This window comes from Natronoarchaeum philippinense (genome assembly GCF_900215575.1).
GTDB classification, from domain to species: domain Archaea; phylum Halobacteriota; class Halobacteria; order Halobacteriales; family Natronoarchaeaceae; genus Natronoarchaeum; species Natronoarchaeum philippinense.
The window spans coordinates 639,930-664,042 of record NZ_OBEJ01000002.1 but is presented as its reverse complement, the minus strand read 5'-3'; the positions used below and the strand labels follow the sequence as shown (position 1 = coordinate 664,042).

Here is a 24,113-nt window from a genome sequence, read left to right as displayed (position 1 = left end):
TGCTTTCTCTCTCGAACGATCGAACGCAAACGCCGGAGAGACGCTTGACAACGCCTCTCGATGGCTTCCGCGATCTGAAGGCCTAAACGGGACGAACGAGTACCGAGTGGCGTGCCTTCTGCGACGAGCCGATTGCCGAATCCGGTGCGCTGGCTCTTGCTGTCGATCGGGCGCCTGCTCGCGCGGGCGGGGCTGATCGACGCCCGAAGAGCCGAGCGTACCACGGATCTCGCGTGGCCCCGGATCGTCACGGGCATCGCGCGGATGTCCAAGTCCGCGGCCGACGTGGCCATGGTCGGTCTCGCGCTCGGCTCGGGCGCCATTGCGGGCGTGGGCTACGCCAGCCCCTTCTGGGGGATGGCGTTCGCACTCGGCGGCGGGTTCGCCGGCGCGACGATCAGCCTCGTCTCCCAGCGCTACGGCGCCGACGCTTACGATCGGCTCTCGCTTGCGGTCAAGACCAGCGCAGTGGTCGTTCTTGCCGTGACGACGCCCGTGGCCGTGCTGTTCGCGCTCGCACCGCACGAGCTGATCTCGCTCATCGGCTCGGGATCGACGCCGATCGAGTACGGCGCGACGTACCTGCGCGTCGTCGCGCTCGGCGTACCGTTCGCGGGACTGAATCTCGTCGGGAGTCGCACGCTCGTCGGCGCCGACGACGCGTGGACGCCGATGGTGCTCCGGGCCGGCGGCGCCGTCATCAACGTCGGTCTCAACGCCATCCTGATCTTCGGCGCCGGGATGGGCGTCGTCGGCGCCGCGGTCGGGACCGTCGTCGCAAACGTCGCCGTGTTCGGCGCCTTCGTCTGGGGCTTTTCGGCCGGCAGCCTCCCTCTCGTCGGCGCGTTCCCCGTGACTGTCGATCTTTCGGGCCCCCACGCGACGCTCGACGAGGTCCGGGATGTCGTCGAGATCGGCGTCCCGCTCGTCTTCACCAACAGCGCCGCGACGATGGCCCAGTTCCCGATGCTGGCGATCGTCGGCCTGTTCGGCCAGAACGTCGTCGCCGCGTTCGTCGTCGCCCGCCGCGTCCGCGCGCTGATGGACACGCCCAACTGGGGGTTCTCGCTGGCATCCTCTAGCCTCGTTGGACAGGAACTGGGTGCCGGCGACGAGGACGACGCCGGACGGCTCGGCCACGAGATCATCTCGTTTAGCGTCGCGGTGTATCTCGCCATCGCGGGGGCCGTGCTGGTGCTGGCCGATCCGATCGGGAGCTTGTTCGTCAGCGACCCCGAAGTCAAACCGCTCACCACGGCGTTCATCGCCGTCGCCTGTATCAGCGTCGTGTTTCGCGGCGTCAGCGGCGGCGCGACCGGCCCCCTGCGCGCCAGCGGCGACACGCGCTGGCCGTTTTACGCCCAACTGCTCGGACTGTACGCGTTCACACTTCCGATCGCGTACGCCGGAGCGGCGTCGGTCCCGATCCCCGTTATCGGCGCCGTGACGCCGCTTGGCATCGAAGCGCTGTATCTCGCACTCGTCGTCGAGACGCTGGTGCCCGCAGTCGTCACCTACTATCGCTTTGCGACCGGGCGCTGGAAGGCGATCAGCCGCTCGTATCGCCCCGAGGCGTCGGCTGGCGATTGACGCCGCGCTCGATGGCGAACGCCTAGTTGGTGTGCCAACACACAACAATGATTATGATGGATCCCTCCATACCAATCAGTAATGTCGAGTTCGCAGCGAGCGGTTCACCGAGAAGCGGTCGCAGCGTCGCTGTTTGCCCTCACAGCCGTGGTGCTGGCCGGCGTCGACGTTGGCGTCCATGCACTGATGGCCGCCGGGCTGACCGAAAACGCAGCGGGAACCGGCATCACGCTCGTCGCCACCGTCGCCGGACTCACCGCGTTGTTACGCATTCACCGGGTTTTGACCGCCTAACCGCCGCTTCGAGATTCGCGTCAGAGCTTCCTCTCAGCAGCGATGCCATCGGATAGTCGTCGAGCGCTATGTTCTCGTCGTTGTTCTTCTACGCATCATAGATTCTATATCGCATTATATGATTTATACGCCCGTTACACCTCTCATCATCAGTGCCACACCCAGACGACACAATCGGACCGCTGGTGGCCCAGACCGTCCGTCTCGAGCCAAACGCGACAGAACCACGACGCGTTCCCGGTCGAGAGCAAGGCTGTAGCGAACCGACGCAGTTTAAGGCGCGGCCGTCTGAAACCGCAGGTATGCAGGACCGAACCTACACCGCGGACGCCGAGCCGGGCGACACCGTCACCGTCGCCGGCTGGGCCCACGAGATCCGCGACCTCGGCGGCATCGCCTTCCTGATCGTCCGGGACCAGTCCGGTAAGATCCAGGTCAAGTTCGAGAAAGACGAGATGGACGACGACCTCGTCGAAACCGGCCTCGACATCTCCCGCGAGAGCGTCGTCGAAGTCACCGGCGACGTGGAAGAAGAGCCCCGCGCACCCACCGATGTCGAGATCGTCCCGACCGACGTGGAGGTCGTTGCCCCGGCAGATCCCGAACTGCCCCTCGACCCCTCCGGAAAGGTCGACGCCGAGCTTCCGACCCGTCTCGACAACCGGACGCTGGACGTTCGCAAGCCCGAAGTGAAAGCGATCTTCGAGATCCGCGCCGAGATCCTGCGCGCCGTCCGCGAGTACTTCCGATCGGTCGGCAGCACCGAGATCAACACGCCCAAAATCGTCGCTACGGGCACCGAGGGCGGCACCGAGCTGTTCCCGGTCACCTACTTCGGCGAGGAAGCGTTCATGAACCAGAGCCCCCAGCTGTTCAAGCAGCTGATGGTCGGCTCCGGACTCGAACGCGTCTTCGAGGTCGGCCCGATCTTCCGCGCCGAGGAGCACAACACGCCCCGCCACCTCAACGAGGCGACGATGATCGACTTCGAGTCGGCCTTCATCGACCACGAGGAGGCGATGGACGTGTGTGAAGGCACGCTCCACGCCGCCTATCAGGCCGTCGAGGAGAACTGCCAAGAGGAGCTCGAACTGCTGGGCTACGACGACTTCAGCGCGCCCGCGGAGGACTTCCCGCGACTCACCTACGAGGAGGCCATCGAGCGCATCAACGCAACCGGCGAACTCGACGAACAGCTCGTCTGGGGCGACGACCTCTCGACGGAAGCCGAGAAGGCGCTGGGCGACGAGATCGGCGGCCACTACTTCATCACCGACTGGCCCAGCGAGATCAAGCCGTTCTACATTCAGGACTACGACGACGACCCCGAGCTCTCGAAGGGCTTCGACCTGATGCACCCGCGCATGGAACTGGTCTCGGGCGGTCAGCGTGAACACCGCTACGACAACCTCGTCGAAGGCTTCGAACAGCAGGGCCTCGATCCCAGCCAGTTCGAGTACTACACCAAGATGTTCAAGTACGGCATGCCGCCCCACGCCGGGTGGGCCTACGGCGTCGAGCGCGTCGTCATGACGATGCTCGACCTCGACAACATCCGGGAGGCCGTTCTCTTCCCGCGAGACCGACAGCGACTGTCTCCCTGAGACGGCGCTGACAGTTGAGCGGGAGCTCGTCACGAGCGTAGCGAACTGACGGCGTTCCCGCGAGATCGTCAACGTCTGAGTCCCTGACGAAGACGTTGAGAGCCAGCGAGGCGCGAACCGCGTGAGCGTCTCGCCGGATCGCCAGCGTCTGTCGCCGTAAGCGACGACGCCGCGTCCCCTTCTTGCGGTTTTGCTGCTTCCATTGGCTACCGATAGGATTGCGCACTCGCCAAAATAAACCAATACTCGATATACGAAACTCGTTCGTGTCCCCCCATCCAGCGCTCGGAGGACGCGATCGACAACGGAATGCTCGTTGTCGCCCTTCGGAGAACGCAATCCCTAAACGCCTGACCGTCCACATTTTGGCTATGCGAGCCGAGCCGCAGGATTTCAGCCGGGTGCTCTCTTCTATGTGTACCGAGCCGCACCCGGCGGCGCGCGAGGCCGCCGAGACGTTCTTGGCGACCAACCCGGGCGATCCGGGGACCTACCAGACCGTCGCCGAACTCGAGGGGGACGCCGTCGACGCGCTGGGCGAGATCGCGGGACTGGACGAGCCACACGGGTACATCGCAAGCGGGGGGACCGAGGCCAACATTCAGGCCGTCCGCGCCGCGCGTGATCTGGCGGCGACCGACGCGCCGAACGTCGTCGCGCCCGAGAGCGCCCACTTCAGTTTCCGGAAGGCAGCCGGTATCCTCGGCGTCGAGCTCCGGACGGCGCCGGTCGACAGCGACTACCGGGCGCGCGTCGACGCCATGACCGAGCTGGCCGACGAGGACACCGCGCTGGTCGTCGGCGTCGCCGGGTCGACCGAGTACGGCCGCGTCGATCCGCTCGCGGCCCTCTCGGACGTGGCCGACGACGCTGGAGCGCTGTTCCACGTCGACGCGGCGTGGGGCGGCTTCGTGCTGCCGTTTACCGACGAGGAGTGGCACTTCGATCACGTCGGCGTCGACACGCTGACGATCGACCCGCACAAGATGGGTCGGGCGGCGATCCCCGCCGGCGGCCTGCTGGCCCGCTCACCCGACGTGCTCGACGCGCTGGCGGTCGACACGCCGTATCTCGAATCGACCGAGCAGGCGACGCTGACCGGAACGCGAAGCGGTGCCGGCGTCGCCAGCACCGTCGCCGCGCTGGAAGCTCTCTGGCCGGCGGGCTACCGCGAGCAGTACGTCCGGGCGCAGAACAACGCCGAGTGGCTGGCCGACGCGCTCGACGAGCGGGGCTACGATGTCGTCGAGCCGACGCTCCCGCTCGTGGCCGCCGACGTGCCCCGGTCGCTGTTCGCTCGCCTGCGCGAGGAGGGGTGGCGCATCTCCCGGACGGGCGCCGGCGAACTGCGCGTGGTCTGTATGCCCCACGTCACCCGCGAGATGCTGGAGTCGTTCGTCGCCGACATCGACGCGCTGGCCCGGACTCCGAGCACCGTCGAGTGACGGGCGTATCGGGAGTATGCGTACGCATGCGGCGCGTAGGGCTATGTTCTCTGCGAGCGTAATTGTATTTGGAACCAGTCGACGCGGGCCGCCGTTCTTTCCTGCAGTCTGGACGCCGACGTTCCGGAAACCCATGATTTCAGACGCACTCAGATATCCCTACAGCAACGACGAGGCGGTACGAACACTCCTGATCGGCGGCCTGCTCGCGCTCACGAGCGTGCTGGTCGTCCCGGCGATCGTGCTGGTCGGCTACGCAATGCGCGTGATCCGATCGGTCGCTCACGGCTCCGAGCGCGCCCCGGTCTTCGAGGACTGGGGCGACATGTTCCGCGAGGGCGTCCGCGGAACGGTCGTCGCAGTGGCCTACGCTCTCCTGACGGCCGCCGGTGCCGTCGTGATCGTCGGCGGCGCCGCCGCGCTCTCGGCCGACGCCAGCGTGATCGGCACCGTCGTCCTGATCGTCGGGGGACTGCTCTGGCTCGGACTGGCAGCGTTCGCGGCGTACGTGACGCCGGCCGCGCTGGCCAACGTCGCGGAGGAGGGACGGATCGCAGACGGCTTCGATGTCGGAACGCTTCGCCCCGTGTTGACCAGCGGGTCGTACGCGACCGCCTGGCTGATCGGCGCCGGTTTCGTTCTCGCCGGCGGCGTCGTCTCGGGCGTGTTCGGCGGCATCCCCGCGGTCGCCCCGCTCGTCGCGGCGTTCGTGGGCTTCTACGCGGGTGTCGCGGCGTATTACGTGATCGGACGCGCGTGGGGCCGCCGCGACGGCGTGGATGTCTCCGAAACCGACACCGAGTCGGTCTCCCGACCGGCAGCCTGAGCCGGCCGATCGTCGGCGCCCTCGATCTGCCGATCCAACGGCGCACTCGGCCTACTGACCCGGCGGCGTCATCTAATTCCGCAACCTGACCGTTTTTCCGCCCCCGTCCCGACCACAGTCGCATGGACATCGGAATTATCAGCACCGCCGACATCGCCCGCGGGTCGCTCATCCCCGCGCTGGAGGGCAGCGACCACGACGTGGCTGCGATCAGTTCGCGCGACGCCGACCGCGCGCGGGCCGTCGCCGACGAGTTCGGCATTCCGCGGAGCTATGGCTCCTACGAGGACCTGCTCGCTGACGACGGCATCGACGCGGTGTACAATCCCCTCCCGAACGGCCTCCACGCCGAGTGGACCAAGAAGGCGGCCGACGCGGGCCACGACGTGCTCTGCGAGAAGCCCCTGGCCGTCGATGCCGAGGAAGCCCGCGAGGTCGTCGACTACTGCGAGGACCGCGGCGTCACGCTGATGGAGGCGTTCATGTATCAGTATCACCCTCGAACCGAGCGCGCGGTCGAACTCGCCCGCGAGGAACTCGGCGAGATTCGCTCCGTGAACGCGTCGTTCAAGTTCCCGCTGTACGGCCGCCCCGACGACGTGCGACTCGATCCCGACTTGGCCGGCGGGAGCCTGATGGACGTGGGCTGCTATGCCGTCTCGGCGGCGCGGCTGTTCCTCGGCGAGCCCGAGCGCGCGTACGCCCACACCGACGATTCACGTGACAGCGGCGTCGACACCGAACTCGCGGGCGTGCTGGAGTACGATTCGGGGGCGTCCGCGCGCGTCGCCTGTGGCTTCGACACGCAGCTCGTCCAGCGCTACCGCGTCGAGGCGGTCGACGGCTGGATCGAGGTCCGCGACGCCTTCGACGCGCCGGTCGACGAGCCGGTCGAACTGGAGTACGAGATCGACGGCCGCCACGGCGTCGAGACGTTCGACGCCGTAGACCAGTACCGGCTGGAGGTCGACCACCTCGAAGCGGCGGTCGACGCCGACGAGGAGCCCCGAACCGGCGGCACCGAGGCCATCGCAAACATGCGCGTGATCGACGCGCTCTACGAGAGCGCGGCGGCCGGCGCGCCCGTGGCAGTCGAGCGATAACGGCCGGGAGACGGCGTCACCGCACGTCCGACCGACGGCGTCACCGCGCGTCCGGACGACGCCTGATCGGGGCTCGGCCGTCAACGTCCCGGCACGGCCACGACCGAAACCAGCGGCTTTTACTCCCGCTAGCGACCAAGCGATAGTATGAGCCACGAGGAGTTCCCCACGGAGGACCCCGCCGTGGTGACCTGTGGGTTGCCCTACGCCAACGGCGACCTGCACATCGGTCACCTGCGGGGGTATATCGGCGCCGACGCGTACAACCGCTCGCTGCGGTCGCTCGGCCAGCAGACCGCCTACGTCTGCGGGTCGGACATGCACGGCACGCCGGTGGCGGTCAACGCCGAGCAGGAGGGCGTCGATCCCGAGACGTTCGCCCTAGAGTGGCACGAGCAGTACGAGGCGACGTTCCCGAAGTTCAACGTCGAGTTCGACAACTACGGCCATACCCACGACGAGACCAACACCGAACTCACCCGGGAGATCGTCAGAACACTCGACGAGGAGGGGTACGTCTACGAGAAAGAGATCCAAGTCGCGTACGACCCCGACGCCGATCAGTACCTGCCCGACCGGTACGTCGTCGGCACCTGCCCCTACTGCGGCGAGAAGGCCCGTGGCGACGAGTGCGACGAGGGCTGTCAGCGCCACCTCGAACCCGGTGAGGTCGAGGACCCGACGAGCTCGGTGACGGGTAACCCTGCCGAGTACCGCGAGCGCAGCCACAAGTTCTTCGAGGTGTCCGAGTTGTCGGACTACCTCACCGAGTTCCTCGACGGTCTCGAAGGAACCTCGAACGCGCGCAACCAGCCCCGCCAGTGGATCGAGGACGGTCTGCAGGACTGGTGTATCACCCGCGACATGGACTGGGGGATCGACTATCCCGGCAGCGCTGCTCCGGAGGAGCAGCGAAACGGAGGCGGCGAAGCCGCCGAAGAAGACGGCGCCGAATCGGAGGACGACCTCGTGCTGTACGTCTGGGTCGACGCCCCGATCGAGTACATCTCCAGTTCCAAGCAGTACTCCGAGCGCGTCGGCGCCGACGAGTACGACTGGGAGGAGGTCTGGAAAGACAGCGGCGAGATCGTCCACTTCATCGGCCGGGACATCATCCAGCACCACGCAATCTTCTGGCCGGCGATGCTCGAAGCCGCAGACTACAACGCGCCCCGAGCGATCGCCGCGACCGGCTTTATCACGATCAACGGGAAGGGCCTCTCGACCAGCCGGAATCGTGCGATCTGGGCGAAGGAGTACCTCGACGAAGGGTTCCATCCCGACCTCCTGCGATACTATCTGACGACGACCGGCGGCCTCCAGCAGGACGTTGACTTCTCGTGGGACGCCTTCCAAGAGAAGGTCAACGGCGAGTTGGTCGGCAACGTCGGCAACTTCCTGTATCGGAGCACGCTGTTTGCCTACCGCAACTACGAGGGGACGCCGGACGCCGACGTGTCCGACGAGGTCCGCGAGCGGATCCAAGACGCCATCGAGCAGTTCCGCGTCGGCGTCAACGAGTACTCGCTGCGCGAGGTCGCCGCCGCCGTGACCGAACTCTCGAAGTTCGGCAACGAGTACATCCAGCGCAACGAGCCGTGGAACCTCGTCGACGACGACCCCGACGCGGCCGAGCAGGTGATCCGCGACTGCGTTCAGATCGCCAAGGCCGTCGCCGTGCTGTTCGAGCCGATCGCGCCCGAGAAGGCCCAGCAGGTCTGGGCGCAACTCGGCGAGGACGGGCAGGTCGGCGACGCCCTGATCGAGCACGCGCTGGAGGCGCCGCCGGCCGAGTTCGACGAGCCCGTCGAACTGTTCGAGAAGATCGAGGACGAGCGCGTCGAAGCCCTCAACGAGAAGCTCGCCGAGCGCATCGAGGCCGCCGAGGACGACGAAGACGCCGGCGCCGACGACGGTGACGCCGACGCTGCGGGCGACGCCGACGACGCCGCGGCGGCTGACTTCGAAGCCATCGCCGAGGAGCGCATCGGCTTCGAGGAGTTCCAAGACATCGACATGCGGGTCGGTCGCATCGAGAGCGCCGAGGGGATCGAGGGCGCCGACGACCTCGTCCGCCTAGAGGTCGACATCGGCGTCGAGCAGCGACAGATCGTCGCCGGCCTCAAGCAGCTCCACGACGTCGAGGAGCTGCCCGGAACGAACGTCGTCGTGCTGGCGAACTTAGAATCGGCCGAGCTGTTCGGCGTCGAATCGAACGGCATGGTGCTGGCCGCCGGCGAGCAGGCCGACCTGCTGACGACTCACGAGGACGCCGAGCCGGGGACGAAAGTCCGGTAACGACGCGTCACGGCGACGGCGTCCAGTCGGATCGCTCGTACAGTTCGATGCGCTCGTTGGCTTGCACGACGACGCCGTAGTTCTCGTACTCGAAGCGGACGGTGCCGTCCGATCCATCGGAGCCAAACAGCGAGTCCAGCATGTCCGGATCGATCGTCTCGTAGAGCGGTCGCAGATCGGTTTGGTCGGTGTTCGAGGCGGCAGCAACGGCGTCCACGACCGCCGTGCTGCACGGCTCGTCGGCGCCGATCGGGCGCCACAGAAGCGCCGAATCGTCCGACGTGGTCGGCGCGGGATCGTTCATGGGTGCGGTTGGGGACGCCGGGGGAAACCGTGCATGGCTAGGATTTTAACCCGATCGGGAACGATCGATTCAGCGATGGCAGGGAAACGACAGCAGCCGGCGGCCGAACCGATCACTCGCGTGGAATTTTCCATGTCGAGCGCGGAGTACCCCTTCGTCGGCGCCTCGGCAATCGAGGGCTGTCGGATCTCGTTAGAGGAGATCATCCCCCGCGGCTCGGAGTCGTACGCCGAGTTCTTCGCCGTCGACGGCGCCGATCCCGACCGGATTCTCGATCTCGCTCGGGAGCACGAGTCGGCCGAGCCGACTCTGCTCGAAACGTACGACTCCGGCGGCCTCTTCGAGTTCGACGTGTCGAGTGATTGCCCCGCAGTCTTCCTGAGCGAGCGCGGCGCCCTGCCGCGGCGGGTCTACGGCGAGGGGGGCGAGGGCTATCTCAGCGCGGAAATCCCGGCCGGCGAGGACGCCGGCGAGATCGTCGGGGAGTTTCTCGACGCCCATCCCGACGCCACCCTCGAGTCCAAAGCCACGCAACCGCACGTGACGCCGATGTTCAACCAGCGCCAGCTCCGCCGAGAGATCGAGACCCGTCTCACCGACCGCCAGCAAGAGGTGCTGACGGCTGCCCACGAATCGGGATACTACGAGTGGCCACGGGAGACCACCGCGGAGGAACTGGCCGAGCAACACGACATCTCGGCGTCGGCACTGCTCAAGCATCTGCGTGCAGTCGAACGCAAGTTCATCGCCGCGTTCTTCGAGGCGCCGTCAGGATAGCCCGATTCAGATCTCGAACTCGGTTTCTTCCTGATACTTCGCCTCGGCGTGCTTCGAGGCCTCGTAGCGAACGTCGTCGAGCGCGTCCTCGAACTCGCCGTCCTCGTAGGTCGCGTCGTGCTCGACGGACCAGCCCTCGTCGGGCTCCAGCGAGAGATACCAGATCCGCTCGCCGGTGGCGAGCAACACGTCCTCGGCGTGGTCCTCGTTGGGCCCGTCGGGACCGCCGGGGCCTCGCACCAGCACCGGCGAGGCGTGGCGCACGGCGTCGGCGTCGGTCAGCGAGTCGATCACGTCGCGGGTCAGCGGCGCGTCCGGCAGCGACGAGAGGACGCTCGGGTCGTCGGTCATGCGAGTGGATGGGACGCCGTCGGGCAAGAAAGCCCCGGTCAGTGCCGTTGCTCGGCGTCGCGGCGCCGACGTTCGTCGCTGTGCTCGCTCGGCACCGATTCGTCACGATTCTTCGACGTACGTTGTGCAAACGTACCACGCTCAGCCGGTAACAGGACGTTTTTTGAGTGGGTCGGCCGTACACCCGGCCATGAGAAACGCGAAGATAGTCTGTACGCTCGGTCCGGCTTCGGACTCGCGGCGTACGATTCGGGATCTGGCGGACGCGGGGATGTCGGTCGCGCGGCTCAACGCGAGCCACGGAGACCGCGAGAGCCGGGGGGAGCTGATCGACCGCATTCAGGCGGTCGACGAAGCCGCAGACGAGCCGCTCGCCGCGATGCTCGACATGAAGGGCCCCGAGATCCGGACCGCACCGCTCGACGAACCGATCGACCTCGAAGCCGGCTCCGAGATCCGGTTCGTCGAGGGTGAGGACGCTACGCCTGAAGAGGTCGGCCTCTCGGTCTCGATCTCCGGCGTCGCCGAGGGCGACCGCATCCTGCTCGACGACGGGCGGATCGAGACGACCGTCACCGAGGTGCGCGAGGACGCCGTGCTCGCCCGCGTCGAGGACGGCGGCCCGCTCTCGGGACGCAAGGGCGTCAACATCCCCGGCGTCGATCTGGACCTCGACGTCGTCACCGAGAAAGACCGCAAGGACCTCCAACTGGCCGCCGAGAAGAACGTCGACTTCGTCGCGGCGAGTTTCGTCCGCGACGCCGAGGACGTCTACGAGGTCAATCAGGTGTTGGAGGAAGCCGGCGCCGATATCCCGATCATCGCCAAGATCGAGCGCGCGGGCGCGGTCGACAACCTCGACGAGATCATCGACGCCGCCTACGGCGTCATGGTCGCGCGGGGCGACCTCGGCGTCGAGTGCCCGATGGAGGAGGTGCCGATCGTCCAGAAGAAGATCATCCGGAAGTGCCGCGACGCCGGCGTGCCGGTCATCACGGCGACCGAGATGCTCGACTCGATGGTTCACGAGCGCCGGCCGACGCGCGCGGAGGCCTCCGACGTGGCCAACGCCGTCCTTGACGGCACCGACGCGGTGATGCTGTCGGGCGAGACGGCGATCGGCGAGCACCCCGTCCGCGTCGTCGAGGCGATGGACCGGATCGTCCGCGAGGTCGAGCGCAGCGGCGAGTACCGAGAGGTGCGCGACGAGCGCGTCCCCGCGGCCGACGACTCCCGAACCGACGCGCTGGCCCGGTCGGCGCGCTATCTCGCCCGCGACATCGGCGCGAGCGCGGTCGTCGCCGCCAGCGAATCGGGGTACACCGCGCTCAAGACCGCGAAGTTCCGGCCCAACGCGCCGGTCATCGCGGCGACGCCGAACGACCGCGTGCGCCGCCAGATGGTGCTGTCGTGGGGCGTCCAACCCGTCTACGCGCCCTTCACCGACGAGGGAACCGACGCCGTCATCGAGAACGCGGTGCAGGCCGCCCTCGACTCCGACGCCGCCGAAAGCGGCGACACCGTCGTCGTCCTCTCGGGGATGATGACCGAACTCGAAGGCACCAGCACGACCAACATGCTCAAGGTCCACGTCGCGGCCGACTCGGTCGCGGCGGGCCGCGTTGTCGTCGAGGGGCGGACCTCCGGTCCGATCGTCCGATCGGACGACGGCGACCTCTCTGACGTTCCCGAAGGGGCGATTCTCGCGCTCGACGAGTCGTTCGACGGCGAGTTCACCGGAGACGCCGAAACGCTCGGCGGCATCGTCGACGCCCGACCGGGGATGACCGGCTACCCCGCGCTGGTCGCGCGCGAACTCGACATCCCGATGGTCAGCGGCGCGGCCGTCGGCGACGGCGTCGACGACGGCGACACCGTGACGATCGACGCCCAGCGCGGCGTCGTCTACGCCGGCGACGTGGTTTCGGCGCGCGAGCGCGCCGAGCGCTCGCTCGACGGGACGCCCGAGCGACCCCACTGATCGGCGGGTCGGATCGTTTTTTGCCCTGTGGGTACAACCCGTAGCCATGGCAGCGCCGAGCGACGACGGGGAGCCCGACCGCGACGACGGGGAGCCCGACCGCGACGACGGGGAGCCCGACCGCGACGACGGGGCGGCCGACGAGTGGAAATACAGCCTCGCCGATCTGGAGAACGAAAACGGCGAGGACGAGGACGAGGACGCCGAGACAGCGGAGCGAGTGATCGACCGCTCGATCGAACCCGAGGAGATCGACCTCGAAAACGCGGCGTTCGTCGCGCTGGGCGCCATCGTCGCCGTGTTGATTTTCGTCCGGACGGTGACGATCTTTACTCTCTAATCGGCGGATCGTTGCCCGATTCTTGCACAAGGATTTAATCGCTCACGTTCCCAACGCTCGCGTATGGTGTTGGAAGCGGTCGACCCGCCGTTGTTGCTGGTGATCGCCGGGATCGTCCTGCTAGTGATGGAAGCGATGGCGCCCGGCGCGCACCTGATCGTGCTCGGCGTCGCCTTGCTCTTCGCTGGACTGCTGGGCATGGCGCTGACGCCGCTGGCGTCGCCGCTCGCGCTCGCGGGCCTGGTGATCCTCTTCGGAGCGGTTGCGCTGTGGGTCTACCGCGAGTTCGACTTCTACGGCGGGAAAGGCACCGCTAAGACGAGCGACTCGGACTCGCTGAAGGGCCAGATCGGCCGCGTCACCGAGCGCGTCACCGCGACCGACGGACAGGTCAAACTCGAAGACGGCGGCTTCAATCCGTTCTTTCAGGCGCGCGCGTTCGACGACCCGATCCCCGAGGGATCCGAGGTGATCGTCGTCGACCCCGGCGGCGGGAACGTCCTGACCGTCGACTCGATGGAGGAGTTCGACGAGGACCGGATCGACCGCGAGCTCGCCCGGGACAGTCAGGCCGAAGCGGGCACGCAAGACGACGGCGCCGAGACTGTCGACGAGGAGACTCGTTCGGCGGACGACGACGCCAGCGTGTCGGACGCCGACACGACATCACAGAACTCCGACACCGGCGAACGCGACGTCGAAACCGAAGAAGCCGGGTGAGCGTCGGGCGATCCTCTCCGCGTGTGGGACATGTTGCACTGTGACGAACAGCGAACTCTTATTATGCTCCCGACATAAATTGCGTCCATGGTCGGAGAAATACTACTGCAGGCCGTCCCGACGATTACCGTTCTCGGGGCGTTGCTGTTGTTGCTGGCAGTCGTAACGCTCGCTAGCTCGATCGAGATCGTCGACGCGACCGAGAAACGCGCGCTGACGGTGTTCGGCGAGTACCGGAAGCTGCTCGAACCCGGTATCAACTTCGTGCCGCCGTTCGTCTCGAACACGCACAAGTTCGACATGCGAACGCAGACGCTGGACGTGCCCCGGCAGGAAGCGATCACGCGGGACAACTCGCCGGTGACCGCCGACGCCGTCGTCTACATCAAGGTGATGAACGCCAAGAAGGCGTTCCTCGAAGTCGACGACTACAAGCGCGCCGTCTCGAACCTCGCGCAGACGACGCTGCGTGCGGTGCTGGGCGACATGGAACTCGACGACACGCTCAACAAGCGCCAAGAGATCAACGCGAAGATCCGCAAGGAACTCGACGAGCCCACAGACGAGTGGGGGATCCGCGTCGAGTCCGTCGAGGTCCGCGAGGTCAACCCCTCGAAGGACGTTCAGGAGGCCATGGAGCAACAGACCAGCGCCGAGCGTCGGCGTCGCGCCATGATCCTCGAAGCGCAGGGTGAACGCCGCTCCGCGGTCGAGCAGGCCGAAGGTGACAAGCAGTCCAACATCATCCGCGCGCAGGGTGAAAAGCAGAGCCAGATCCTCGAAGCACAGGGTGACGCCATCTCGACCGTGCTGCGCGCCAAATCCGCCGAGTCGATGGGCGAGCGCGCCGTCATCGACAAGGGAATGGAGACGCTCGAAGAGATCGGCAAGGGCGAGTCCAACACGTTCCTGATGCCCCAGGAACTCACGTCGATGGTCGGCCGCTACGGCAAGCACCTGACCGGCAGCGACGTGACCCAGCAGGACGGCTCGCTGAACAGCCTCGACTTCGATCAGGAGACCCGCGAGATGCTCGGCCTCGACGACATCGAGGAGATCCTCGGCCAGATCGACGCCGAAGCCGAGATGGACGTCGAGCAGATGGAAGAGGAGGCCCAAGCGATCAAGGAGGGCAGCGACGCCGCGAACATCCGCAGCGCCGACGAAGTGATCGAGGAGATGGACCAAGAGGTCGAAGAGCAGGCCGACCTCGAAGAAGAGCTCGATAGCTCGTAGAACTGGGCGTCGCGGCGACGGCGCCCCGCGCCGACCGCCGCAACTTCTCGGCAACCATCTTTATTCACGCGATAGCAAGTGAAGTAATCGGCCGCATCCGAAGCGGTTTTATTTGGACCGGACGTACCCCTCTGTAGATGCCCGGTTCCAGAGATGTCGACGAGTCAAAACGCACGACGCTGCGCCGATTTGCCGCGCTCGGCGCGGCGACGCCGCTTGCGGGCATGGCGTCTGGCTCGGAAGGCGAGTCCGACGACAGCGAAGCCCGCTCTGCTATTGCGGGCTATCTCTCGACAACGCCGGGCGCCCACTTCTCGAAGATCCGTGACGATCTGCAACTGGGCACCGGCGAGACCCAACACCACCTCCGCGAACTGGTCGACGCCGGTCGCGTCGAAACCCGCCGCGACGGCGACTACCGCCGGTACTTCCCGGCTGACCGGTTCTCGGCGTTCGAGCAGGTCGTACTCGGCTATCTCCGCCGGGACACCCCGCGCGGAATGCTCGTCGCACTCCTGCGCGACCCATCGGCGACCGGCGGCGACATCGCCGACAAGATCGGCGTCTCCAGCCCGACGGTGAGCAAGTACGCCGGCGAGTTGGAGTCGGCCGGTCTGCTCTCGCGCGAAGACGGCTACGCCGTCCGCGAGCCCGAGACCGTGCTGACGCTGATCGTCCGCTACGCCGACTCCTTCGGCGAGGACGCCGAAGCGCTGGCCGGCGAGGCCGACGAGCTGATTCGGTTCGATCCCTGAAAACTGCGAGCGACCGCCAAAAGAGCGTCGTCCGTCCGCTCGATTACGCGCTGACTTTCCACGTCGTACTCGACGAGTAGCCCCATTTCTCGACGTCGACGTCGAAATTCCCCTCTTGGATCGCGGTCATGTTGGCGCCGACTTCCTTGGCGGTCATGTCGAGCGCGTCGCCGATCAGGCGCGATTTGAAGTACGTCTTGGTCGCGGCGCGCTCGCGGAGATAGGACAGAATTCGGCGCTGTTTCTCCGAGAGGTCGTCGGCGAGCTGGGCGTCGGCGGTCGCGGTTGCGGTCGTGCTCATACACATCCATAGCGGTAAGACGCCCTTAGGAAGTTTGGTACGCCGAGTTAACCCGGCGCAGTCGTGCGGTTTTGGCGTCGATAGAGGATGAAATAAACCCGTCTCGGGGACGGGTTGGTACGGCTGGTTAATCTGGTCTCAGGTGGAATTGTCACTCGACTACTTTGTTCGAACAGAGCCCACAGCGGCGGCCGCCGCCGCGCTACTCGTAGTGGCCGGTGACGAACGGCCCCAGCGCCGCGGCGACGGCGTGGGTGAGCGAGGACTCCCGGTCGATCGCGCGGCCCGTGAGGACGCCGGCGGCGCCCGCGCCTTCGGCGACGTTCTCGGCGCCCAGCACCTCGTCGACGACGGGACCGAGTTCTCGGCCCTCGCCGACGGGCTCGGCCATCGACTCGGGCAGGCGGATCGTCGGTCCGGCGCCCCGAGTCGCCCGTTCGCCGTCGGTGACGGCGGCCCACATGATGAGATAGAGGCCGTCCTCGTGCTCGGCGACGCCGCCCTCGACGCCGACCCCGAGGTCGTACTCTCCCGCCTCGAGGGCGCTCTCGGCCCGGTTCTCGGCGCCGCTGATCGTTTCCGTTCGTCCTCTTGGCTGTTCGGCGACGCCGGAGTCGACCTCGACGCCCTCGACCGTGACGCCTGCCACGTCCGAGAGGGCTCTCTCGACTGCCGCGATCTTGACCGGGTTCCCGCTCCCCACGCTCACTCGCATTACGCTTACAAGTTGCTCGGGCTATCTGTATGCCACGATTCGAGGAACGCGAAAACTGGCCGTCGGCGTCGACCAGATGCCGGACGGCGTCGGGTGGGGCCACCCAACGGTCGCCGGCTACTCGTTGCGCGGGCTGGACGGGTGGTAGTCGGTGTCGTACTGGCCCACATCGCCGTCGACGCGGTCGGGGTTGATCCGACCGCCGAGCAGCATGAAGTCGACCAGCGTGAGCGCGAGCATCGACTCGACGACCGGGACGCCACGCGGCGGGAGCACGGGGTCGTGGCGGCCGATGACTTTCTCCTCTTTGACCTCCTCGGTCTCCCAGTCGACGGTTTGCTGGGTCTTGGGGATCGAGGTCGGGGCGTGTAAGGTCACTTCGCCGTAGATCGGCTCGCCCGAGCTGATGCCGCCCTGCAGGCCGCCGTGGTCGTTCTCGGCGGGGACCGGTTCGTCGTTCTCGTCGAATTCCCAGTGGTCGTTGCGGTCGTAGCCCGAGACCTCGCGGGCGTCTCTGCCGAGGCCGAACTCGAAGGCCGTCGTCGCGGGAACGCTCATCATGGCCTGCCCGAGCCGGGCCTCCAAGGAGTCAAAACGGGGCGCGCCCAGCCCGCGCGGGACGCCGCGGGCCTCGAAGTAGATCGACCCGCCGATGGAGTCGCCTCGCTCTTGGTAGTCCTCGATCAGCTCTTGCATCTCGGCGGCTGCATCGGAGTCCGCACAGCGCACGTCGTTTTCCTCGGAGTGTTCGAGCATCTGCTCGAAGGAGACCTCGGGCGCTTCGATGTCGCCGATCTGGTTGACGTGGGCCTTGAGCTCGATGCCCGCCTGTGCGAGGAGCTTCTTCGCGATCGCGCCGGCGGCGACCCAGTTGACGGTCTCGCGGGCCGAGGAGCGACCGCCGCCGCCCCAGTTGCGCGTGCCGAACTTCGCCGAGTAGGTGAAGTCGCCGTGACTCGGGCGGGGCGCCGTGATGAACGGCTCGTACTTGCCCGAGCGGGCGTCCTTGTTCTGGATGACCATCCCGATCGGCGTGCCCGTGGTGTAGCCGTCTTGGACGCCGCTTTTGATCTCCACGTCGTCTGGCTCGCCGCGGCTCGTCGAGATCTTCGACTGGCCCGGCTTTCGCCGGTCGAGGTCGCCCTGAATGTCCTCCTCGGAGAGTTCGAGCCCGGCCGGACAGCCCGACACGGTCACGCCCATCGCCTCGCCGTGGCTCTCGCCGAACGTGGTCACCTGAAAGAGGCGACCGAACGAATTGCCGTTCATTACCCGTCAGTGAGAGTGCCTCGCATTTAGGCTTTGCAATCTACGCAAGAAGGGTAAGCACCGAGGGGCGACTCATACGGCTTGGCCTCGAACGCCCTCGGCCCTAGCAGTTGCAACTTCGACGAAGGACACCACGAAAGCCCTCGCCCCGCTTCTCGGAGCTGTGACCGTATCGACCGGGTACACCTCGAAAGCCCTCGCCCCGCTCGTCAGTTCTCAGGCGGATATCCTCACTTCGTTCGGATAGGGCCACCTGAGAACTGACGACCGAGCCTCGCCGGAAGAGCAAGCTCTTCCGAGCCCTCGTTCACTACGCTCACGAGGACGCCCTTTCAGTCCGCCAAGGACGGCAACCGCATACCTGCCCTCCCCCGTCGGCGCGGCGACAAGCGCCGCGCCCGGCCGCGCGGATGCGGTGGCGCGCGCTGTCGAGGCTGTATGCCGAGACAACGCCGTGCGAGGGAGTCGCCGAAGGCGACGAGGTTGGGGAGGTGTGTAACTGTCGTTCGGGAGGGACGTTCGGGGAGTTCGCGGTGGGTTGCGCTCCAGTTGAGCGCGACAGAAGCGACACGATCTCGAACGTCGTCGTTACACCCCAACCCGATCGAGCGCGCGCTCCAGCCGCCCCACCAGTTCGTCGCCGAAAAAGCGGACGTTCTCCAGTTCGTGAAAGGCGGCGTAGGCGTCCCGGCGCGTCGCGGCGAACCCGTCGTCGATCGCCCGGTGCCGTCGATACTCCTCGAAAAACGCGTCGCCGACGGCGTCGATCCGGTCGACGTAGGCCAGATCGAACTCGGCGTGGCCGAAGAAGATCGCGGGATCGAGGAGGGCCCGAACTTCGCCCTCGCGGACGACGACGTTGCCCGGATGCACGTCGCCGTGGAGCAGCGCGGGCGCGTCGGGTTCGACCAACAGCTCGTCCAGTCGGTCGGCGAATTCGAGCACGCGCTCGTAGGTCCCCTCGGGCAGCGACCCGTCGGCCTGCGCGGCCTCGGCGAAGGGCACCACGCGCCGATCGCGGAAGAACTCGATCCACGAGTCGGTCCACGGGTTCGACTGCGAGAAAGGCCCCGAGAGCGTGTCGAAGGGAAAGCCGTAGGCGTCGGCCGACTGGTTGTGGAGTGCCGCGACGTGCCGGGCGAGATCGCGCTCGGCGCGCTCGTCGAACCGGCCGTCGCCGTCGACGTACTCCAGCACGAGCAGGCCCGGTTCAACGCCGAGCACGGCGGGCACGGGCACCGGCGTCTCGCGGGCGAGATACTGGAGCATGGCGGCCTCGTTGCCCAGCGGCGAGTCGTCGACCTTCGCGGCGACGGGCGGGCGATCCGCGAACGTGATTCGGTAGACCGTCCCGACGTTGCCGCCGTCGAGTTCTGTGGCGTCGGTGGCGTCGGCGTCGAGGAGGGCAGCGACGCGGGCGAGCAGGTCGGTCGGATCGTCGGTGTAATCCATCTCTCGTAGTTCGCGTGCCAGTCGAATACGTACACAGAACCGAACGCTACCGGTTCCGATCGATCCAGTCGCGGAACTCTCCGAAGTCGTTCGCTCCGGCTTGATCGGCGATATCTCGAAGCGTCCCGACACTCAGCTCGTCGTGCAGGGGGACCGGGACAGTACGCGCGTCGGAATCGTGGTCGGACGGCGGCTCCCAGCGGAGGATCGCGTGGTCGCCGTTCGTCCGATCCCACTCGTAGATACCGCTGTTGACCATCACCTTCACCACCTCCATGCCGGAGAACGGCCGCCCCATCAGTACGATGATTCTGACGTGCCGATATCAGTTGAAAATTTCGGAGTCGTCGGTCGATTCTGACTCGTTGTTCTCCGGATCGATCCCGGCAGCGCGCAGTTCCTCGTCGGTCGGCTCGCGCCCGTCGCCGTGGTAGCCGGCAAGCGCTTCGTCGAGGTTGTCGAGCGCTTCCGAGCGGGTCTTCCCCTGCGACGTGACGCCCGTTTCGGTGTCTCTGGCGACCCACCACTCGCCCTCGTCAGTGAGCGTGATCGTCGGCTCGACGCCAGTGCTCATGTGAGACGCAACGAGTCGAATTCGGTTAATTCTTCCCCACCACCTTTTTGCGGTTCGGGTGGCCTCGCTTCGCTCGGCCACCGCTCACCGCAAAAACGTGGGCGAAAAAGGCCGCGGCCTCACTTCGTTCGGCCGCGGTGAGCCGCGCCTTCGGCGCGGATGCTACTCCCCGACTGCCTCCTCGACGATCTCGATTTCATCGTCGGTCAGCCCGTACAGCTCGTACACGATCTCGTCGATCAGCTCGTCAGTCTTCTCGATCTTCGCTTCCAGTTCCTCGGCACGTTCCGTGGTCTGGACGTAGCTCTCCAGCCCGGCCTCGACATCCCCCACGGCGGGCAGCGTCAGCTTGCGCAGGCGATCGACCAGCGAGTTCGTCTTCGTGGCGGTCTCGCGGAAGCCCGCGAACCCGCCGGCCTCGTCGACCGCCACGGGGACGAAGGCCTCGATCAGGTCCGCCTCGGTCTCGGAGAGGTCGGTGATCCGCAACGCCGGCAGGGGGTCGGTCTCGGTGTAGCCCCACTGGTCTGTTTTGAGGAAGACTATACGGGACGAATTTCAGATCATATGCTGCAATATTTGCTCTAGTTCAGATTCTAGTTCAGATGCCTGTAGAATATTGATCTCCTCGTCGGATTGCTCTGTCAGCGAAGCAGTATCGCCATTGACATCCTGAACAACCAGTAATCCGTTACGTCCCGTGCCGAAATAGTTCTCCTCTTCAGGATTCTCTTGGCCGAAAACGAACTCATCGTTGACGCGGAGAAATGCTAAATACTCCAGTGTCTCTTTGATGCCTTGTCGTATCGTGTCTGTGTTGGTACTGTTCTTTGTCTCGACAACAAGATATTCATGTTCGTTTTGCTCCTCTGAAATCACCTCGAGAACGATAACGTCAGGTCGTCCAGTGTGATTCCGAAAGTCGCGTTTGAAGTAGTTGCCTGCAACCTCCTGTGCGACTATCTGCACTTCCTCAGTGCGTGAGAGGGAATCTTTGTCGTCTGGAACTGCTCTGAAAGACAGATCACGATCTTGAGCAGAATTATCGTGATACAGGACGATTTCTCGATCCCCGTCTAGACGAGCGATCTCCTGCCGACCTGTACTGATAGTTTTGAAGGTTGCTTGCTCATCCTGCATCTCCTCAAGTGTCGAAACGAAACGGAAGAGGACAAATAACTCGAACAACGTATTCTCGTCGTCCGGAGTAATCGCAGTTTTGTCGAGCAGGTCGCGGATCGCATCGGCATTCCCGTCCAGTAAACGCTCTCTATTACGAAGTAACGATGCCGCTCTGCGATAAACCTCTTGTCGAGAATTTGCGGCAGAAGTCAGCATCCGTTCAGTGGGCTCGTACGCGTCCGGGGAGCGAATACGTCGTACGTGTACGTTGCGTTCGACGATTCGCTGCAACTCGTCGATCAGATTTTCATTGCCTTTCCACGTCTCTCGAACCCAATCATACTCCCCTCGAAGGTACTCTTCTGCTTCCTGTAGTGTCGTATAAACCACTGAGATGAGCTTCTTTAGGACAACATTTTCGTCGATATCGTAATCTTCGGATCGGTTGTCACAAACAAATATCGACGCGTCTCGCGGGTGTTCTGAGTGCCGCTTTTTTAGTGTCGCCTCCCAGTTTATTTGGCCATCAACTGCGCCACGCCGTGTTCGAGAAACCGTCTCGGTTTCTGTTCGTATACTTCGAAGGCGCGCTGGAAGTTCTCTAACAAAGTCGACGATTTCAGGCTTAAGAATAAAATGGAGATCCAAGAGCAGCTCATATTCTTCAAATCTCTCATCGAGTTGATCTGGCTTGATTGATCGAGCTAGTTCGCGCTCCGGGAACGCCCCCTGCATGGCGTACGCCAGTACGTCTTCCGTCAATTGGTCGAGCAGTTGCTTCCTATTCATCTGACGCAATGGTTACCTGAAGTATGTCCCCGGCTGCCTCCGCAAGTTGTTGCTCATTGATTCTCTGGACTCCTGCAATATTCCGAACAATTTTCTTTCGCTTTGGAACGCCCTCTAACTGTGGAAGAAGATAACTCACCACTGCTTGCGTGAGGATATATCCGAGATCATTCCCGGGGTGTTGGCTAATGTACCGCAACATATCTTCCACAATTGCAGGGCCGATTGCCCGGTCATCAACGGCGTGATTCGCTTCTCTCCAGACTCGACCGACTGACATTGCCTCTTCCCGTTCCGGAGATAGGGCCCAGACATCGGCGAAATCGAAAACAATCTGTTCAAGCCTTTCTTCCTCTTCCCGTGAAGTCCCATCCGGAAGCGCTGGTGCTGGTATGCGGATAAACGCGAAGCGCCGCATGAACGCGTAGCTCATCTCGTAGAGAGATGTCTTGTCGTACGTGTTCATAGTCGCAAAAATCCGCCACGATTGAGGAACTACATACTGATGTTCTGCGGGCAATTCTGCGCTCTCCGCTGCGGCTAACAGTTCTATCTCCTGACTATTTTTTGTGTATGGAAGAGTTACAGACTGGCCAGATAATAGCGTGAATAGCTGACCGAACGCCTTGTCAATGTCCGAACGATTGAGTTCATCTATGATAACCGGCTCGTTCAATTGCTGTCCTGTTCTCCGACTTTTAAACCGATTCAGAATCAACCCGGGCGAAAACTCCAGACTGTCTGAAGTATCATTCTCTGCTTCTGGCATGTAACCGCCGATCGTATCGAACGTCGACCAGTCCGCTGTTGCTGTTGTAATCTCTCGATCAGTGTAGAGATTTGGGTGATTCTCGACTAGATAGTCGCTCACTCGGCTAGCGATTTCAGTTTTCCCGGTCCCCGGCGGGCCAGTAAACACAATATGTTTTCCAGATCTAAGCGCAGCAGTGATGTCCATGGCTAACTCAGAGGCAGAAGAAACCCCTTGAGTTTCGCCGTCATGGAAATGGAGCCCATCAAACACAGATGCTTGCACCTCTCCTTCGAAATCAGCAGTAAAGGGGATTGACGAATGCTCTGTGAGTTCCGGTGCTAGCTGAGAAAGCAGTGCTTGGCCGCGACCGAACTGCTCTCCCGAATTCAATTCGACTAATGCGTCTTGATATGGAAAGCCAACCTCGAATTCGTCGCAAATATCGTCAATCTGCTCCGAGGAGAGGCCGTTGCGTAGTAGCCCGTCCAATTCTGCTTCTCTGGTCTTTGCAGAACGGTCCTCAATAGGTGTATTGACGTTGATTCTCTCCGGAGTTCCTGTGAGAAAGAGTCGAGTGAACGAGATGAAAGCGGAGAATTGAGTATCGGAATCAGACCGCCGCTCTTCCCAAGTCCACGGTCTCTCTTTCGGAGCACGTCTGCCAGCGATAACGACCCCGAAGAGTTTGCTATCGCGCTCAGAGAGTTGATCGTCCATCGGTGTCTGAGTCGAGTGAAACAGGAGAATGTCTCCATTGCTGATTTCACTCATTTCCCCGTAGTCTCCCCCAAGCGGGATCCCACAGTGCTCAATGACGGTGAGCCAAAAGTCCGGGGGTGCAGTGATTTTGAAGATGCTTCTTTCGCTTGAGGAATTGAGGTGATCAAATAGCGGATGATCTGGTTCCGGACGCTCGGGAGCACTGGCACCATTGGTCGAAGGTGATTCAGTGTTTGACGTATCTTCTACGTAATCATCGAACGTCGTCACCGTGTGCTCCTCGATGTACTCCTTCACGCTCCCGAACTTGTTCCGGATTGTTCGAAGCCCCTCGTCGTTGACGGGACGAAAACGCATCGTGAAGTGCTTTCCTTCACCGAGCAACTCGCCCTGAAGCTCTCGGCTATCTATGTCGATCTCTCGTGGCTCGTCAAGATAGACGATGCATTCCCAAGGATCAGCAGGATCGTCTTCTCCGGCAGATTCATCAGCGTAGGCTGGCCAGAGTTCTTTTGCCAGATCAGGATTATGTTCAGTAGCGACGACTTCGGCGGCGTATTTGTACTGTTTGTCCCCCCAGTAGAAGACGACATAATCGCCCGCGGAGAGCTTTTTCCACGTGCTTTCTAGATTTGGAACGAGCCCCCAGACCCCAATGGAATCACCGTAGTCATGCGCCGTGTGCTCCCGATAGATATCTGCAGTTACTCCATCACGGACCGTCCGCCGAAAGTGTTCCTGAGGCCGATCGCTTGCACAGGGTGCGAGAAACAAATCCCGGTTGGGCATATGA

General features: G+C 64.2%; 23 protein-coding genes and 1 pseudogene. 13 read left to right on the top strand and 11 right to left on the bottom strand.

Translation table 11 applies throughout. The annotated features are described in order from the left end of the window. Positions 1-132 precede the first annotated feature (132 nt). From CRO01_RS10215 to metG, 7 genes are all read left to right on the top strand, one after another. The gene (locus CRO01_RS10215; protein WP_097009181.1) at positions 133-1,590 is read left to right on the top strand and encodes an MATE family efflux transporter; all 1,458 of its coding nucleotides are present in this window, start codon (positions 133-135) and stop codon (positions 1,588-1,590) included. Positions 1,591-1,671: 81 nt separating this feature from the next. Continuing rightward, entirely contained in the window at positions 1,672-1,884 is a 213-nt protein-coding gene (locus CRO01_RS10210) for a hypothetical protein (RefSeq protein WP_097009020.1), read from the top strand. A gap of 302 nt (positions 1,885-2,186) precedes the next feature. Then, positions 2,187-3,488: an aspartate--tRNA(Asn) ligase gene (gene aspS, locus CRO01_RS10205; protein WP_097009019.1), complete on the top strand. Its 1,302-nt coding sequence runs from the start codon at positions 2,187-2,189 to the stop codon at positions 3,486-3,488. Positions 3,489-3,859: 371 nt separating this feature from the next. Beyond that, entirely contained in the window at positions 3,860-4,933 is a 1,074-nt protein-coding gene (gene mfnA, locus CRO01_RS10200) for a tyrosine decarboxylase MfnA (RefSeq protein ID WP_097009018.1), read from the top strand. Between the two features lie 133 nt (positions 4,934-5,066). Further along, positions 5,067-5,759: a DUF4013 domain-containing protein gene (locus CRO01_RS10195; RefSeq protein ID WP_179747457.1), complete on the top strand. Its 693-nt coding sequence runs from the start codon at positions 5,067-5,069 to the stop codon at positions 5,757-5,759. Between the two features lie 122 nt (positions 5,760-5,881). Continuing rightward, positions 5,882-6,862 (top strand): Gfo/Idh/MocA family protein, encoded by a 981-nt coding sequence (locus tag CRO01_RS10190; RefSeq protein WP_097009016.1) that lies wholly within the window; start codon positions 5,882-5,884, stop codon positions 6,860-6,862. A 147-nt stretch (positions 6,863-7,009) separates the two neighbouring features. After that, positions 7,010-9,160 carry a methionine--tRNA ligase gene (gene metG / locus CRO01_RS10185; RefSeq protein WP_097009015.1) on the top strand — a complete coding sequence of 717 codons (2,151 nt, stop codon included), beginning with the start codon at positions 7,010-7,012 and terminating at the stop codon, positions 9,158-9,160. A 7-nt stretch (positions 9,161-9,167) separates the two neighbouring features. Here metG and CRO01_RS10180 read toward each other — a convergent pair whose 3' ends face one another. Beyond that, entirely contained in the window at positions 9,168-9,464 is a 297-nt protein-coding gene (locus tag CRO01_RS10180; RefSeq protein ID WP_179747456.1) for a HalOD1 output domain-containing protein, read from the bottom strand. Between the two features lie 75 nt (positions 9,465-9,539). Here CRO01_RS10180 and CRO01_RS10175 point away from each other — a divergent pair, with 75 nt between their 5' ends. Next, positions 9,540-10,241, top strand: a complete 702-nt coding sequence (locus tag CRO01_RS10175; protein ID WP_097009014.1) for a helix-turn-helix domain-containing protein — start codon at positions 9,540-9,542, stop codon at positions 10,239-10,241. Positions 10,242-10,247: 6 nt separating this feature from the next. Here the strand turns inward: CRO01_RS10175 and CRO01_RS10170 are convergent, their stop codons facing one another. Next, a complete protein-coding gene (locus CRO01_RS10170) occupies positions 10,248-10,592 on the bottom strand; it encodes a hypothetical protein (RefSeq protein ID WP_097009013.1) in 345 nt (114 codons plus the stop codon). Between the two features lie 190 nt (positions 10,593-10,782). Here CRO01_RS10170 and pyk point away from each other — a divergent pair, with 190 nt between their 5' ends. The 5 genes from pyk to CRO01_RS10145 all read left to right on the top strand — a co-directional run bounded on the left by pyk (position 10,783) and on the right by CRO01_RS10145 (position 15,624). Then, the gene (gene pyk, locus CRO01_RS10165) at positions 10,783-12,573 is read left to right on the top strand and encodes a pyruvate kinase (RefSeq protein WP_097009012.1); all 1,791 of its coding nucleotides are present in this window, start codon (positions 10,783-10,785) and stop codon (positions 12,571-12,573) included. 46 nt (positions 12,574-12,619) lie between these two features. Beyond that, the gene (locus tag CRO01_RS10160) at positions 12,620-12,913 is read left to right on the top strand and encodes a DUF7312 domain-containing protein (protein WP_097009011.1); all 294 of its coding nucleotides are present in this window, start codon (positions 12,620-12,622) and stop codon (positions 12,911-12,913) included. A 63-nt stretch (positions 12,914-12,976) separates the two neighbouring features. Further along, a complete protein-coding gene (locus tag CRO01_RS10155) occupies positions 12,977-13,633 on the top strand; it encodes an NfeD family protein (protein WP_097009010.1) in 657 nt (218 codons plus the stop codon). 87 nt (positions 13,634-13,720) lie between these two features. After that, the gene (locus CRO01_RS10150) at positions 13,721-14,869 is read left to right on the top strand and encodes an SPFH domain-containing protein (RefSeq protein ID WP_097009009.1); all 1,149 of its coding nucleotides are present in this window, start codon (positions 13,721-13,723) and stop codon (positions 14,867-14,869) included. A 137-nt stretch (positions 14,870-15,006) separates the two neighbouring features. Then, entirely contained in the window at positions 15,007-15,624 is a 618-nt protein-coding gene (locus CRO01_RS10145) for a winged helix-turn-helix transcriptional regulator (protein ID WP_097009008.1), read from the top strand. A 43-nt stretch (positions 15,625-15,667) separates the two neighbouring features. On the opposite strand, the gene CRO01_RS10140 is transcribed toward CRO01_RS10145, so the two are convergent. The 9 genes and pseudogenes from CRO01_RS10140 to CRO01_RS10100 all read right to left on the bottom strand — a co-directional run bounded on the left by CRO01_RS10140 (position 15,668) and on the right by CRO01_RS10100 (position 24,109). Then, positions 15,668-15,925: a DUF7123 family protein gene (locus CRO01_RS10140; RefSeq protein ID WP_097009007.1), complete on the bottom strand. Its 258-nt coding sequence runs from the start codon at positions 15,923-15,925 to the stop codon at positions 15,668-15,670. Between the two features lie 202 nt (positions 15,926-16,127). Continuing rightward, complete coding sequence (gene yjjX, locus CRO01_RS10135) at positions 16,128-16,640, bottom strand: inosine/xanthosine triphosphatase (RefSeq protein WP_097009006.1); 513 nt, start codon at positions 16,638-16,640, stop codon at positions 16,128-16,130. A gap of 117 nt (positions 16,641-16,757) precedes the next feature. Beyond that, positions 16,758-17,909 (bottom strand): chorismate synthase, encoded by a 1,152-nt coding sequence (aroC, locus tag CRO01_RS10130; protein ID WP_097009005.1) that lies wholly within the window; start codon positions 17,907-17,909, stop codon positions 16,758-16,760. A gap of 588 nt (positions 17,910-18,497) precedes the next feature. After that, entirely contained in the window at positions 18,498-19,361 is an 864-nt protein-coding gene (locus CRO01_RS10125) for a fructosamine kinase family protein (RefSeq protein WP_097009004.1), read from the bottom strand. A 46-nt stretch (positions 19,362-19,407) separates the two neighbouring features. Next, entirely contained in the window at positions 19,408-19,659 is a 252-nt protein-coding gene (locus tag CRO01_RS10120) for a type II toxin-antitoxin system HicA family toxin (protein ID WP_179747455.1), read from the bottom strand. A gap of 27 nt (positions 19,660-19,686) precedes the next feature. Further along, complete coding sequence (locus tag CRO01_RS10115) at positions 19,687-19,935, bottom strand: type II toxin-antitoxin system HicB family antitoxin (protein ID WP_097009002.1); 249 nt, start codon at positions 19,933-19,935, stop codon at positions 19,687-19,689. Positions 19,936-20,097: 162 nt separating this feature from the next. Beyond that, positions 20,098-20,469 (bottom strand): annotated as a pseudogene (locus CRO01_RS10110) (restriction endonuclease); the annotation flags it as partial. A gap of 24 nt (positions 20,470-20,493) precedes the next feature. Then, on the bottom strand, positions 20,494-21,846 hold the full coding sequence (locus CRO01_RS10105) for a hypothetical protein (RefSeq protein ID WP_097009001.1): 1,353 nt from the start codon (positions 21,844-21,846) through the stop codon (positions 20,494-20,496). Continuing rightward, a complete protein-coding gene (locus tag CRO01_RS10100; RefSeq protein ID WP_097009000.1) occupies positions 21,839-24,109 on the bottom strand; it encodes an AAA family ATPase in 2,271 nt (756 codons plus the stop codon). The genes CRO01_RS10105 and CRO01_RS10100 overlap by 8 nt, the downstream gene beginning before the upstream one ends. Positions 24,110-24,113: the final 4 nt, after the last annotated feature.